General features: G+C 40.3%; 15 protein-coding genes and 1 pseudogene. 11 read left to right on the top strand and 5 right to left on the bottom strand.

The window, feature by feature from the left end:
- The first annotated feature begins 32 nt into the window (after nucleotides 1-32).
- Both pstA and pstB read left to right on the top strand, forming a co-directional pair.
- Entirely contained in the window at nucleotides 33-956 is a 924-nt protein-coding gene (pstA, locus tag U2718_RS07235; RefSeq protein WP_341993254.1) for a phosphate ABC transporter permease PstA, read from the top strand.
- Nucleotides 950-1,744, top strand: coding sequence for a phosphate ABC transporter ATP-binding protein PstB (pstB, locus tag U2718_RS07230; RefSeq protein ID WP_341993253.1), 795 nt, complete (start codon nucleotides 950-952; stop codon nucleotides 1,742-1,744). The genes pstA and pstB overlap by 7 nt, the downstream gene beginning before the upstream one ends.
- Nucleotides 1,745-1,799: 55 nt before the next feature.
- On the opposite strand, the gene U2718_RS07225 is transcribed toward pstB, so the two are convergent.
- The gene (locus U2718_RS07225; protein ID WP_341993252.1) at nucleotides 1,800-2,243 is read right to left on the bottom strand and encodes an Hsp20/alpha crystallin family protein; all 444 of its coding nucleotides are present in this window, start codon (nucleotides 2,241-2,243) and stop codon (nucleotides 1,800-1,802) included.
- 398 nt (nucleotides 2,244-2,641) lie between these two features.
- On the opposite strand from U2718_RS07225, the gene U2718_RS07220 reads away from it, so the two are divergent.
- Nucleotides 2,642-3,724, top strand: coding sequence for a glycosyltransferase family 4 protein (locus U2718_RS07220; RefSeq protein WP_341993251.1), 1,083 nt, complete (start codon nucleotides 2,642-2,644; stop codon nucleotides 3,722-3,724).
- A gap of 300 nt (nucleotides 3,725-4,024) precedes the next feature.
- Here U2718_RS07220 and hemN read toward each other — a convergent pair whose 3' ends face one another.
- The 3 genes from hemN to U2718_RS07205 form a co-directional block, all read right to left on the bottom strand.
- Nucleotides 4,025-5,407 carry an oxygen-independent coproporphyrinogen III oxidase gene (gene hemN / locus U2718_RS07215; protein ID WP_341993250.1) on the bottom strand — a complete coding sequence of 461 codons (1,383 nt, stop codon included), beginning with the start codon at nucleotides 5,405-5,407 and terminating at the stop codon, nucleotides 4,025-4,027.
- A gap of 106 nt (nucleotides 5,408-5,513) precedes the next feature.
- Nucleotides 5,514-6,230, bottom strand: a complete 717-nt coding sequence (locus tag U2718_RS07210) for a heme oxygenase (biliverdin-producing) (RefSeq protein ID WP_341993249.1) — start codon at nucleotides 6,228-6,230, stop codon at nucleotides 5,514-5,516.
- Between the two features lie 25 nt (nucleotides 6,231-6,255).
- Nucleotides 6,256-6,408 (bottom strand): hypothetical protein, encoded by a 153-nt coding sequence (locus tag U2718_RS07205; RefSeq protein WP_341993248.1) that lies wholly within the window; start codon nucleotides 6,406-6,408, stop codon nucleotides 6,256-6,258.
- A 205-nt stretch (nucleotides 6,409-6,613) separates the two neighbouring features.
- On the opposite strand from U2718_RS07205, the gene acsF reads away from it, so the two are divergent.
- The 6 genes from acsF to U2718_RS07175 all read left to right on the top strand — a co-directional run bounded on the left by acsF (nucleotide 6,614) and on the right by U2718_RS07175 (nucleotide 12,372).
- A complete protein-coding gene (gene acsF / locus U2718_RS07200) occupies nucleotides 6,614-7,690 on the top strand; it encodes a magnesium-protoporphyrin IX monomethyl ester (oxidative) cyclase (RefSeq protein WP_341993247.1) in 1,077 nt (358 codons plus the stop codon).
- 138 nt (nucleotides 7,691-7,828) lie between these two features.
- Nucleotides 7,829-9,247 carry a 1-acyl-sn-glycerol-3-phosphate acyltransferase gene (locus tag U2718_RS07195; RefSeq protein WP_341993246.1) on the top strand — a complete coding sequence of 473 codons (1,419 nt, stop codon included), beginning with the start codon at nucleotides 7,829-7,831 and terminating at the stop codon, nucleotides 9,245-9,247.
- Nucleotides 9,248-9,658: 411 nt separating this feature from the next.
- Nucleotides 9,659-10,171 (top strand): response regulator, encoded by a 513-nt coding sequence (locus U2718_RS07190; RefSeq protein WP_341993245.1) that lies wholly within the window; start codon nucleotides 9,659-9,661, stop codon nucleotides 10,169-10,171.
- A 288-nt stretch (nucleotides 10,172-10,459) separates the two neighbouring features.
- A complete protein-coding gene (locus tag U2718_RS07185; protein WP_341993244.1) occupies nucleotides 10,460-11,794 on the top strand; it encodes a hypothetical protein in 1,335 nt (444 codons plus the stop codon).
- A gap of 98 nt (nucleotides 11,795-11,892) precedes the next feature.
- Nucleotides 11,893-12,015 (top strand): hypothetical protein, encoded by a 123-nt coding sequence (locus U2718_RS07180; RefSeq protein WP_341993243.1) that lies wholly within the window; start codon nucleotides 11,893-11,895, stop codon nucleotides 12,013-12,015.
- 81 nt (nucleotides 12,016-12,096) lie between these two features.
- On the top strand, nucleotides 12,097-12,372 hold the full coding sequence (locus U2718_RS07175; RefSeq protein WP_341993242.1) for a hypothetical protein: 276 nt from the start codon (nucleotides 12,097-12,099) through the stop codon (nucleotides 12,370-12,372).
- Nucleotides 12,373-12,442: 70 nt separating this feature from the next.
- Here the strand turns inward: U2718_RS07175 and U2718_RS07170 are convergent.
- A pseudogene (locus tag U2718_RS07170) lies at nucleotides 12,443-12,809 on the bottom strand (LysR substrate-binding domain-containing protein); the annotation flags it as partial.
- Nucleotides 12,810-12,936: 127 nt separating this feature from the next.
- Between U2718_RS07170 and U2718_RS07165 the strand changes: the two are divergent.
- A complete protein-coding gene (locus U2718_RS07165; protein WP_341993240.1) occupies nucleotides 12,937-13,587 on the top strand; it encodes an SDR family NAD(P)-dependent oxidoreductase in 651 nt (216 codons plus the stop codon).
- Between the two features lie 25 nt (nucleotides 13,588-13,612).
- Entirely contained in the window at nucleotides 13,613-13,981 is a 369-nt protein-coding gene (locus tag U2718_RS07160) for a hypothetical protein (protein WP_341993239.1), read from the top strand.
- Nucleotides 13,982-13,991: the final 10 nt, after the last annotated feature.

Genomic DNA, 13,991 nt, shown 5'->3' with positions numbered 1-13,991 from the left:
ACCTTCTGCCCTCTGCTATCTGCCTTTTACTTATGACATCTGCAAATACCCATAAGATTCGCAATATTATCAATCGCAACAAGCGAGCAGAATTTATTTTTAGCATCATCGGTTTATTGGCGATGCTAACTGGAATTATCGCCCTCATGGTATTGGTAATTGACTTAGTTAGTGATGGTTTTCCTCGTCTAGACTGGCAATTTTTTACTTCATTTCCTAGTCGTAAACCAGAACAAGCAGGCATTTTTTCGGCTTGGGTGGGAAGTATTTTAGTAATGTTAGTTACAGCTTCAGTAGCAATTCCTGTCGGTATAGCCTCAGGAATTTACTTAGAAGAATATGCCAAAAAAAATTGGTTGTCAGATTTAATCGAAATTAATGTCACCAATTTAGCTGGTGTGCCATCAATTATTTATGGACTTTTGGCTTTAGGCTTATTTGTCTACGGATTAAATTTAGGGCAAAGCATTGTCACTGCTGGATTGACTTTAGCTCTATTGGTTTTACCAGTAGTAATTGTAACTACCCGTGAAGCCCTGCGTGCAGTTCCCGGTAGTATTCGTGAAGCTGCTTATGCGTGTGGAGCAAGTAAGTGGCAAATGATTTGGGATCACGTCTTACGTTACTCCACTGGTACGATTTTGACTGGCATTATTGTGGCATTGGCAAGAGCGATTGGTGAAACTGCACCTTTGGTTACTATTGGTGCGCTCACCTTTATTGCCTTTTTACCAGATCCTCCCCTGCAAGGACAATTTCCCTACATTTCTTTTGCATGGTTACTAGCTCCATTCACAGTTCTGCCAATCCAAATGTTTGATTGGGTATCTCGTCCTCAAGAAGAATTTCAGGTAAATGCAGCAGCAGCAGGAGTTGTGCTAATTGCCCTGACTTTATTAATGAACGCTGTAGCAATTTATTTTCGTTATCGTCTACGTAAGAATATCAAATGGTAGAAACAACATCTCCAACTCTTGAAAAACGCATCAAAGCTGCGGTGAATTATCTGAATTTCTATTATGGTGGCAAAGTCCATGCTCTTAAGGACATTATGATGCCAGTGTACGAAAAACAAGTAACAGCACTAATTGGCCCTTCTGGATGTGGTAAAACTACATTGTTACGCTGTTTCAATCGGATGCACGATCTCTATCCGGGTAACAAGTACCGGGGAGAAATTTCTTTAGAACCCGATGGAATTAATCTTTTGGATAAAAAAGTCGATCCGATAGAAGTTCGGATGCGGATAGGAATGGTGTTTCAAAGACCAAATCCTTTTCCTAAATCAATTTATGAGAATGTTGCCTATGGTTTGAGGGTGCGGGGTGAAAACAGGGGTAGAATTATTGATGAGAAAGTAGAGAAAGCTCTGCGTAGTGCTGCCTTATGGAATGAAGTTAAAGACCGTTTGCACGATTTGGGTACTAACTTGTCTGGTGGACAACAACAGCGCTTATGTATTGCCCGTGCTTTAGCCACAGATCCAGAAATTGTTTTATTTGATGAACCAACATCAGCCCTCGATCCCATCGCTACCACCAGCATTGAAGAGTTGATCGAGGAGTTGAAGCAACAGGTAACAATTTTAATTGTCACTCACAGTATGCAGCAAGCAGCACGCGTATCTGACTATACAGCTTTTATGTATTTAGGGGAATTGGTCGAATTCGATAAAACAGAAATTATTTTTAATCAGCCCTCGAAAAGACAAACAGCAGACTATGTAAGCGGACGTTTTGGTTGATATTAAGAATACAGATCCCGACATCTCAAAGATATCGGGGATCTTGTTTTTCAAATTAGCCTAAGTTAATCTTCACAACCCGATTGCGAACTTCTTCAACCTTAGGCAGACTAAGAGTGAGAATACCATCGTGAAAGTCTGCTTGTACGTTGTCATTCTGCACAGCAACTGGTAGATTGACAACTCGTTGGAACTTACCATAGCGAAATTCTGAATGCAGGTAATTAGCATTTTCGGAGTGGTGTTGGCGCTGACGTTCTCCTGCGATCGCCACAGTGTCACGAGTTACTTGCACATCCAAATTCTTTGCAGCTATACCAGGTAATTGTATTTGTAAAATTAAGCTATCACCTGCATCAATTAACTCTACAGCAGGAGTCCAAGTTGTTGACGTATCGCTAGTTTGAGTAGTTTTTGCTGACAGTTCGTCAAATACTAAATCCATTTGCCGCTTCAAGTTTTCTAGTTCGCGGATGGGTTGGTAGTAGCGAATCATCATAGTATTATTTACCTCTGCATTGATAACTAAATGGCTGTTTTTTAAGATTCAGCAGTTCAAATATCTAGTCATCGCTGACACTTATAATCTTGCAATAAACTTCAAAACAGTGAAAATACAGGGAATACGAATTTTGTGGTGGTGTTTTGCACACCTGGCAATGGAAAGCTATGCAAATGTAATTTTTGTTTTTTAACTAAAACTATACTTAAAACTTCTAATATACAAAATTTTCTTTCTATATTGAGTTCGGTTCCTTCTACTTGATCTGTAGTGCTTACCAGTCTTACAAACAAATTAACATTGTTGCTAAATTTTAAACACGACCTTAACTGTTTCATTCGGAGATTAGATCAGATCAATTCCTTGAGCTATTTCTTACCAATTAGGAGTTTGATATGCGAATTGCTCAAATCGCACCACTGTGGGAAAGAGTTCCTCCTCCTGCATATGGTGGTGTTGAGTTGGTTGTTGGTTTATTGACTGATGAATTAGTCCGACGCGGGCATGAAGTGACGCTATTTGCATCAGGAGACTCAATTACTTTAGCAAAATTAGAGTCCGTTCATCCCCAGGCTTTGCGTTTAGACTCAAACATTAAAGAGTACAACGTCTACGAAACTTTACAACTAAGCCGCACATACCAGCGAGCAGTAGAATTTGATATCATCCATTCTCATGTAGGCTATCCAGCTTTAACTTACGCAGATTTCGTTACAACCCCTACAGTTCATACGCTACACGGTATATTCACCCCAGATAACGAAAAAGTCTTTACAGTAGGTTGTAAACAACCATTTGTCAGTATCTCAAATGCTCAACGGGAGCCTAGATTAGGGCTAAATTATGCTGCAACAGTTTACAATGGCATAGATGTACATAAACATCGTTTCTATCCACAACCACAAGATCCTCCTTATCTAGCATTCTTAGGAAGAATATCTCCGGAAAAAGGAACGCACATCGCCATAGAAATTGCCAAACGAGCAGGCATCCCGCTGAAAATGGCAGGTAAGGTGGATAGAGTGGATGTAGACTATTTCGAGAGTCAGGTTAAACCTCACATCGATGGTAAGCAGATAGAGTTTTTGGGTGAAGCCAGTCACTCTGAAAAGAACGCGCTTTTGGGTGGAGCCTTGGCAATGCTGTTCCCCATTACTTGGCGCGAACCTTTTGGGCTGGTGATGATTGAGTCAATGGCAGCCGGAACTCCCGTACTTGCTAAACCATTGGGATCGGTGCCAGAAGTGATTTTAGATGGTGAAACAGGCCTTTTGTGCAATAGTGTCGATGATTTTATCAATGCGATCGCTCGTGTAGAAAAAATTGATCGTTACGCTTGCCGCACTCATGTGGAGAAAAACTTTAGTATCGAAAGTATGGCAGACGGTTACGAAGCTGTTTATCAGCAAATTTTAGCAGAAAAGTTTGCTCGAAACGGTTATTCCCGCACTGTAGCAAATCAAATTATTAACGGATAACAGCAGGTAAATCTCAGCAAATATACACCTAAGCTGACAATTACTGGAACTGGAGTTAGATTTTGAGTACTTATTCTCTTTCTCCTTTTTCAGTTTTATTATTTGAGCGATCGCTCCGCATCAACTGTATAAAGCGTTATGCTAGTCGCTTGCTGCTAAGACTATCATTAATAACGTTATTTATTTAAAATTGTCTGGCAAGAAATAAATTTCTTGGCTAAAGTTTTTTATCATTCGAGCCTGCGCAAGCAGGCTTTGCCCGTGTAGCCGTAGATTTTAGTCTGTGAGCGCGGGCATAATTCAAATCGCCCGTGAAAATTGTTGCTCTCTTGTTTTCAAACGAGTATCAAAGAGAACGGCAATATTTCTGACTAATAACCTACCAATATCTGTAATCGCAATTTCATCTTTTGATAAGCTCACTAATCCGTCTGCTTCGAGGCGCTTCAATGCTTCTAATTCTTTACCAAAATATTCATCGAAACAGATGTGATATCTGTTTTCTATCTCTTGCTTATGCAATTTTGCGTGTGACATAATTCGCATGATGGCATCCCGTCTAAGAATATCATCCCAAGTTAAATTAATGCCTTTACCGATTGGTAAACTACCTGCATCAATTGCCTCATAATAATCATTTAATCGCTTATGGTTTTGGGCATATGCTTCTTCCAACATACTGACTGATGTGGCACCAAAACCAAAAAGTTCTGCTTGCGCCCAAGTAGTATAGCCTTGGAAGTTGCGTTTAAGAGTGTAATCCCGTTGAGCGATCGCGAGCTCATCATGAAGTTTGGCAAAGTGATCCATACCAATGAAGAGATACTTGTTACTCGTTAACTCCTCAATAGTCATTTTCAATATCTCTAACTTTTCCTGCGCTGGCGGTAGCGCATCTTTGGAAATATTTTTTTGTACTGGCTTTAACCACGGTACATAGGCAAAGTTAAAGACGGCGATGCGATCGGGATCTAATTCAATAGTTTTTTTAATTGTTTGTTGAAAAGTCTGGCGAGTTTGATATGGTAGACCATAAATCAAATCTACATTCACACTTTGAAATCCAGCTTCTCTAATCCAGCCCATCACCTCAAATAGCATTTCTTCTGGCTGAATACGATTTACAGCCGCTTGCACTTCGGCATTAAAATCCTGAATACCAAAACTAATACGGTTAAAGCCAATCTCTTTGAGAAAGAAAATATAGTTCTTATCCACATAACGAGGATTAATCTCAAGGGAGATTTCTGCTGCCGCATCGAAACTGAAGTTACGAGTGATATTGTTCCACAACTTTTCTACCTGTTGCTGACTTAAGTAGTTCGGAGTTCCACCACCCCAATGCATCTGAACTACTTTGCGATCAGAATCTATCAAAGCAGCTGTGTTCTGGATTTCTTTACCCAAATATTCTAGGTATAGTTTGGCAATATTCTTATTGTTAGAAATTACTACATTACAACCGCAAAAGTAGCAAGCGCTCTGGCAAAAGGGAATGTGAAAGTACAAAGAAAGAGGGGTTTTCCTTTGATTTGAAGCCGCGATCGCACTTTGAAAATCAGCTTCTGTGAATGCTTCGTTTAGCTCTGTTGCTGGTGGGTAACTGGTATACCTTGGTGTCGGAATATCGTACTTTTTGATTATATCTAAGTCGAATTTGACTCCGGGAATTTGAAAAACCATTGTGTTGCTTCCATTTAATAGGGGTGGGAATAGGGGTGTAGGGGTGTATGGGTGTAGGGTAATTCCCTTACACCCTTAAACCCTCATACCCTTCACTTGATTGCATTTAGTTTGCTGTAGCGACTTCAGTACTGCCTTGGTTATGGGAGCGAGTCAGGCTATTAAACAAAACTTGTCCGATTGCCTTAATTAAATTTCCTTCTAGCTCTTGCGCCATCTGCATATTAAATTTAAAAGCTTTGTTGGCTTCCGCAACAATGGATTCTGTTGTGGCATCATCGATGGCGATTTTATCTAATGCTTGACGATACTTTTCTTTAAAAGCTTTCTTGTCTGGAATTTGCTCAAAATTGTAAAAAGCTGTGCCTTGATAACCTTCTAACTTCAAGGCTGGTTGAGCAATTTTTTGTAACATTTGTCCACCAGAAAGATCACCCATGTAGCGGGTGTAAGCGTGTCCTATTAATAATTCTGGTGCGGTAGCAGATACTTCACGAATGCGAGCAATATAACTCTGAGCAGCAGGAGAGGGTTTAACTTGCGATCGCCAGTCTTTCCCGTAATAAAACTCCATGTCTTTCTCTAAGGCTGCTTGGCGATTGAGTTCGGGAAAGTAAATAGCGCTGACTGCAAAATGCTCTCGATGGCGCTCTATTTCTGCTTCTAGTTCGCTGTAGACATAGTACAAGTTACCCAAAAACTTGGCAAAACAGCCTCTGTCTACAACCCCTTTGAGAAAGCATTTCATAAATCCCACGTTTTCTGCTGCTGTATGAGATTTTTGGGTTCCTGCACGAAGCTTGATGGCTAAATTGCTACTCATGGTTAGTTCCTTCTTGAAACACAAGCTAGAGAAAGCCAGACTCTACAACCTGGCTATTCTCTGTTAATGCCAGTTCTAAAAAATCACAATTGAAGCTTAGGAAAGGATCTGCATCATTACCTTTAGCAATACCACCACCGATGCAGATCCAAGCCATGTTGATTTCTACCATCATCATTTAACTATTAATAACTAAATAACCATAAAGCTATTAATATTTTTTCATGTTTCTCGGCTTTTAGGTAAATCTCATCCAGTTCAGATAAGTATTTCTACTTTTTAAAAATCATTTTTTAAAATCACTTTAAATATTTTAACGAATCATAGCCCGATAGAACAGATTCATGCTTATATAGCCTTAAAACGATTAAATTAGATCTTCCATGATTAAATCTCTTCCCAATCCAGAGCCAGAGTTGCTCAAGCCAGGTGTGAAAGCCCCAGTCAAGGAAACATTGTTAACACCTCGGTTCTACATTACTGACTTTGACGCAGTGGCGCAGATGGATATTTCGGTGCATAACACTGAGTTGCAAGCAGTTGTAGAGGAGCTACGGGCAGACTATAATCGCCATCACTTTGTACGTGATGAAGAGTTTAAACAGAGTTGGGATTGCATTGACGGGGAGAAGCGTCTGGCTTTCATCGACTTTTTAGAACGTTCTTGCACTTCAGAATTTTCTGGATTTTTGTTGTTCAAAGAGTTATCGCGGCGGATCAAAGACAGAAATCCCTTGTTAGCAGAAGCTTTTAGTTGTATGGCACGGGATGAAGCGCGCCATGCTGGATTTTTGAATAAAGCAATGGCTGATTTTAATCTTTCCCTAGATTTAGGCTATCTGACTAAAAGCCGTACTTATACTTTCTTTCCTCCTGAGTGGATTATCTACACTGTTTATCTCTCAGAGAAAATTGGATATTGGCGCTACATTATCATGTATCGTCACTTAGAGAAACATCCAGAAAACCTGTTTTACCCATTGTTCCGCTACTTTGAAAGTTGGTGTCAGGATGAAAACCGACATGGCGACTTTTTTAAAGCGCTGCTGCGATCGCAACCTCAACTGTGGAACAATTGGAAAGCAAGGTTGTGGGCGCGTTTCTTTTTGTTATCGGTGTTTGCCACTCACACCTTGACAGTATTTGAGCGGGCAAACTTTTATCAATCCATAGGCATAGAACCGCGAGATTACAATATCCAAGTGATCGATAAGACAAACGAAACTTCTGCACGGGCATTTCCAGTGATCTTGAATGTCAATCACCCAGAATTTTTTGAGAGATTGGAGAAGTGTTCAGACAATAATCTCAAGCTGAGTGAGATTGCAAATAGCGATCGCCCGCAGGTTGTGAAATTTTTCCAAAAACTACCCCTCATACTTTCCACAGTCGGGCATTTACTCAAGCTTTATATGCTCAAACCCATCGATGCAGAATCAGTGCGAGAAACTGTGAGTTAAGTGGCGATCGTTCTTCAGATACATCAGGTTGTTTCTTCTGCTCCTTAACGGATGCGATTAGAAGCTATGAGTGTAACTCAAACAATAGTTGCACTTATAGCGCTAACGTTAATTATAAAGATCATCTGGAGAGCAACCTTGCCTAATTTGATTCAAAAAGCACAGCCTGGACTGGAGTTTATTCCCCAACACTTTAACCCAGTTGTACTCCGACTTACCCAGTGGTTGCTGCCGTTTTTGCTACGGTTTCGAGTTCGCCCATGGTTACCCAGCGGAATTTTACGTATTGAAGTCAAGAATGCAGAAGTCTTAGCAGAGCTTTATCAGCAATTCCAAGCTGGGAAAATTCGCTTTTTGATGGCATTTCGCCATCCAGAAGTGGATGATCCGCTATGTATGCTCTACCTACTTTCTCGTGTTATGCCGCGGGTGGCTCGTCAACAAGGAATTCGGCTGCAATACCCAATTCACAGCCATTTTGTCTATGATCGGGGCATGACACTGTGGGTTGGAGACTGGCTTGGTTGGTTTTTCTCCCGATTAGGAGGAATTCCAGTTCGTCGTGGGAAACGATTAGATCTACATGGTATCCATAATGCACGGGATTTGTTTGCGAATGGAAAAATGCCGATCGCAGTTGCTCCAGAGGGTGCAACTAATGGACATAGTGGTATTGTTAGTCCATTAGAGCCGGGTGTTGCTCAGTTAGGATTTTGGTGTGTAGAAGATCTAGTCAAAGCTAACCGTTCGGAAAAAGTTTTAATTGTGCCGATTGGTATTCAATATCGCTATGTTAAGCCACCTTGGTTAAAACTGGATTGGTTGCTGAGTAAATTGGAAGCTGATTGTGGCTTGGCAGTGCAGCCAATTGATGAATTAGATGTGTCTCAACAAGAAGAAATTTACTATCAACGCCTCTTACGTCTAGCTGATTCTCTGCTAACAGAGATGGAAGATTTTTATCGGCGTTTCTATCATCAAGATTTATCTAAACATATTGCTACTGATGAATCAGTGAGTCAAAATCAAACATTAATAACTAGGCTGCAACGCTTACTGGATACGGCTTTAAAAGTTACCGAGCAATATTTTGGACTACAGGCACAGGGTAATTTTATTGATCGCTGTCGTCGTTTGGAAGAAGCAGGTTGGAGTTACATTTACCGAGAAGACTTACCAGACTTAAACGCCTTACCACCCTTGCAACGGGGATTAGCAGACTGGGTTGCATCTGAAGCAGATATGCGAATGCGTCATATGCGTTTAGTAGAAAGTTTTGTCGCAGTCACAGGAAATTATATTAAGGAAAAGCCCACTGCTGAACGCTTCGCAGAAACAGCCCTACTTATATTTGATGTGGTTGCTCGGATTAAGAGTAACACAAAAATATCTGGGCGTCCTCGTTTAGGTTGGCGGCAGACACAGATCACAATTGGTGAACCTATTTCGGTTACAGAATACTGGCCAATTTATCAAACTAACCGTAACTCTGCAAGACAAGCAGTTACTCACCTGACGCAAGATTTACATGATGCTTTAGAAAAGTTAATTACATAATCGCTTGCTTAATTTGTAGTTAATCCCTACCAGAAGGAGTAGAAGTGTTGCTTCGAGTGTAAAAATAGGTTTACTTTTGTCTATTACAATAAAGTACAAAAATTACGCTCGAAGTTTAAATTTAAGTACAAATTATTAGAAGAGAAACTGACTTACCAGTACTTTTATGACTAGATGAGCCAAAACTTTACTTGGATCTAGTGGAAGTTTGTTTACGACAACTAAATAACGTTTACGCTCCTGAATTACTTTTTCATCATCCAGTTCATATACATTTATTAGATCTACTTTATAAGTCGGTTCTAATATTCTCCGATAACTAATAAAAAGAAGTATAACCACCAGATGCTAGATGCAGCCTAGCTTCTGGTGGGATTTCCCCTAATTGTGCGTGCCAATAGGAGATACTAAATGATTGTGTCGAGCAATTCTGATAGTCTTCATCTTAAAAATGATAGAAAAATATTTCAGTCTCTGGATGGTTTGCGGATACTTGTAGTTGATGATAGTGCTGATAGCTGTTTATTAGTTAGTTTCATTCTTGAGGGCTATGGTGTAAAAGTAATGACAGCCACAACAGCCCTAGAAGCACTAGAGGTGATGGAACAATTTAAACCAAATCTTCTGATCAGTGATATTGTTATGCCGGGTGTTGATGGCTATTCATTTATTCGTAGAGTCAGAAACCTTAACCTGACTTTGAGAGCAATTCCGGCTATTGCTGTAACAGCCATGTGTCGCGAGGAAGATCGTAATCTTGCGATCAGTTGTGGGTTTCAGTCATATTTGAGTAAGCCAATAGATCCTACGGATTTAGCACTAGAAGTTTTAAGACTAATTGAATCAGATTACCCTGCTGTTCCCAACAACCCAAACAGTGGTATCCACAACGCTACTCATCTTGATTGCTTACCTTGGGTTTGAATTTGTTAATTACCCAGCCTTGACATTTGTTCAAAACTATTGAGTATTAAATACATAAGTATAATTACTTTAAAAATCTCTCCATTTCCAAACACAAACTTTTTCTCCTAACTCCTAGCCTCGGCGTAATGCCGAGGTTTTTTGTGGCATGAGTGCAACAATTGCCTATTTTTTCAATCACTGCTGGCGATTTGCAATTGCATCTCCATAAATATAGCAATAGTTAGATACTGCCAGCCTTTAGCAACCTATAATCTACTAAATGTTGAAAAACCGAGAGATAAAACTGTGGATGCAGTCTTAGAGCGATCGCACGCACTCAAACAAGCCTTAATTGATTTTGTCTTGGATGCAGATGGCGAACTAGCAGAGGCATTGGAAACCTATGCGGCAGCGCAGTTGCGTAACGGTTCAGGTGATACTGTTCGTCAGGAGTTGACAATTGACTCTTTTGTCACAGAGGGCAAAGTCGCAGAGCAATCACCGCTCCAATTGTTTATCCAAAGTCATCCTGATTTGTCACAGAGCGATCGCAGCTTACTTAATAGTTGGCATGATAGTTTTACTGGTTTATTTGCGATCGTCAAAATTCTACCTGATGGTTTTGAGTTGATGAACTGGCTCACAGCCAAACAATATATTGTTAAACCTAACAACGTCAAAACCCTACAGGAAATGTCTCGCCTTAAAGAAGGAGAAATTTTACTCACTCGGATTTCTCCCGTTACCGAATCCTACTGGACATTTTCTAGTTCCTACACGCAAATGGGGAAATTGGGCAAACCGAAACTTGCAGTTGCAATAGGTAACTTCAAAGAAAACTACAAAAGCCAACTTTACAGCGATGCTCCCGATTTATTAGAAGAAGCTTGGCAGTCGGTAGCAAAATATCATCAGCAATTTATTGAGTTTTTTGGTAGTGATGAAGTAACAATGCCCGGTTACCAACTCAATAAAAAAATAGCAGAGCTGCAAGAAATAGTTGCAAAGAAAAGCTTAGAAGCAGCAGGTATTGATTCCTCAAAGTCACTAGTAGAAATAGCACAAGAAGCAGGAGTTGACGAAGAGGAAATTCAAGCAGCAGCTGAAGAATTTGGTGCTGACTCAAAAGTCGTGTCTCAAATATTAAAAAATAAAAGTACTACTGCCAAGATGGTAGCACCAAAAGTTGATTTGCCTGCCGACTTAAAAAAGGCAGAACAAGTCACAACCCTTTCTCATCCGCGTTGGGGACAGATGTTTTTACCAACCTACAGTAAGGTAAAGGCACTTTTAACAGCAGAAGATTGGCAAAGTATTGAAGGTGCAGAGAAATTAATTCGTCACTATTTAGAAGATTTAAAAATAAATGCCTTCATCTGGCATCGTTTAGCTGCGGAGTATCCCAATCAATTAGAAAAAATATTGCAAACAGTCTTACAACGTCCCCAACTTCGGCTCGATACTGACTTGGATGCAATTTTACAAGAATTCAATAAGCCCCTAGAACCAGAATTACCAGAAACTGCCAGCGTACCCTTACATCTACATAATTTATTTCAAGAAGCAGTTGCAGAAGTACACAAGTCTAAATCTAAGGATAAAGGGCAAAAAAAAGCAGCAAAAGGCTTTCAAAAATTATGAGATGAAATTTCTGGTGCTGTAGGTGAAAACCTCAGCCCAGACTTACTACTAATACGGCTTTTGATGTCTCAGTTAAAACATCTTTTTATCGAACGAAGTTGAACGACGAAGTTAAAGTACTCGCTCATCAAGCTCAAATACTCAATGACGAAGTTTCAATACTCAATCAGGAAGCTCAGAGCCTCAATGACGAGGTTTCAATACTCAATGATGAAGCTTAAAGGCTCGATGACGAAACTCAAATACTCAATGATGAGGTTTTAAACATTACTAAACTGCTGACAAAATAGGAATAACAAATCATGAAGGCAGTTTGCATCCACGATCAAGACAAAATAGCAGCTTTCCTCCACCTCCATCCGTTTCTTCATCTATATTCTCTTGGAGATTTAGATGACTTTTTTTGGCACTACACAACTTGCTACGCTTTCACACAAAACGGAGAGATTAAACAGCTTGCTTTACTCTACACCGGAACATCTTTACCCGTGCTGCTTGGGCTTACCGAAGAACCTACAGATTTGATGAAAGATTTAGTGCGTTCCATTATCTATTTATTGCCAAGATATTTTTATTAGCAAAGCGATCGCCTGTTACACCAATTTGGGTTTTGAACGCATCGCCACATATGAAGAATATTCCCTGAAGTTAAATTGCCTTACACACGCTTTTGAGCATCTGCCGTAACCAAAGATTTGCCCGATCACGATCTGTAAGCTTGCTCCACAGCATAGAAATCATCCACGGTTCAGTTTGGATAGGAAGTTCAAAAATTTTTAGTCTGCCTTGAGCCGCAAATTGTGTTGCCAGTCGTGATGGAATGGCAGTAACCAAGTCACTGGATGCAATGAATTGCTGGCAGTACTAGTAAATGGGCGGTTGTCAGAACAATTCGACGCCGGAGGTTGTTTTGAGCAAGTACTTTGTCGAGTTCACCAACGGCATCTCGTCGCAGAGTGAAAAGAGCATGGGGGAGAGCAGCGAAGGTTTCTGGTGTGATTGCATCTTCGGCGATCGATGCTAAATCAATCGATGGCATTGAGAAATACTATCTATACAATCAATTTGATTAATTTACTTTACTCTATTATTGTGTAAATAAAGCTGCTAACAGTAAAGTTTGTAACATAGAGGTCAATTATATGACCGCAGTATTAGTCATTGTCGGAATGGGAGATGGTAACGGATTGGCGATCGCCCATCGTTTCGCTAAAGAAGGATTTGCGATCGCGATGATTGCTCGCAATCAAAGTAAATTGCAGGGATATCAAGATATATTGCAGGCACAAGGCTTTGCAGCACATTACTTTATTGCAGATGCAGGTGATGAAACTGCGATGAAATCTGCATTTGCCGAACTTCGCGAACAGCTAGGTAATCCAGAAGTGCTGGTTTACAATGCAGCAGTTCCCCGGATGGAGAATGTTCTCAATGAGTCTTTCGAGACACTAATCGATGATTTTAAGGTAAATGTAGCTGGTGCATTAGTAGCTACAAAAGCAGTTTTACCAGGAATGCAAGCACAAGGTAAAGGAACAATTTTGTTTACAGGTGGTGGATTTGCTTTGTATCCTAGTCCTGACTTTGCCTCACTCTCCATTGGTAAGTCTGGTATTCGCAGTCTTGCCAACATCCTGGGAGCAGCGTTAAAAGAACAAAAGATTCGAGTTGGGACTATAACAATCTGCGGTACTGTCAACTCTGCCGATCCTAAGTATAATCCCAACCAAATTGCACAAAAATACTGGGAATTTTATACTGCTCAAAATCCCGAAATAGAAGTGATTTATTAGTAAAACATTTCAGCGTAGTCATCCGATGGGAAATTCCGCAGGCTTACCCCCGATTTACGCAGATACGCCAATTGAGTTAGCACCAGATCAAGTGATTGTCTCGTTTCCAGTCAATACATTTCTAGAAAATTTGGCGATCACCCTAGCTCAAAGCATCTTTGTCACGAATCATGAAGTCGGTGAAATTGTTCGCATTACACCAGATGGGAATATAACCATTATTGCTAAGAATGTGACGGGCAGTATAGCAGTTGCTTTTGGTGAACAACAGAGCGATCGCACTGCAATCTATGTCGTGACTAATGGTGGAATGTTTTTGCCACCTTCCCCAGGAGTCGTTCCAGCTACGGTAGTTCGGTTTGAGGTTACAAAAGCTGGGTATCCGTTGAGTTGAAAATCGCTAA

It is taken from the genome of Chlorogloeopsis sp. ULAP02 (genome assembly GCF_038404745.2).
GTDB lineage: Bacteria > Cyanobacteriota > Cyanobacteriia > Cyanobacteriales > Nostocaceae > Chlorogloeopsis.
The sequence above is the reverse complement of the archived record's forward strand: the minus strand, read 5'-3'. Positions and strand labels throughout refer to the sequence as shown.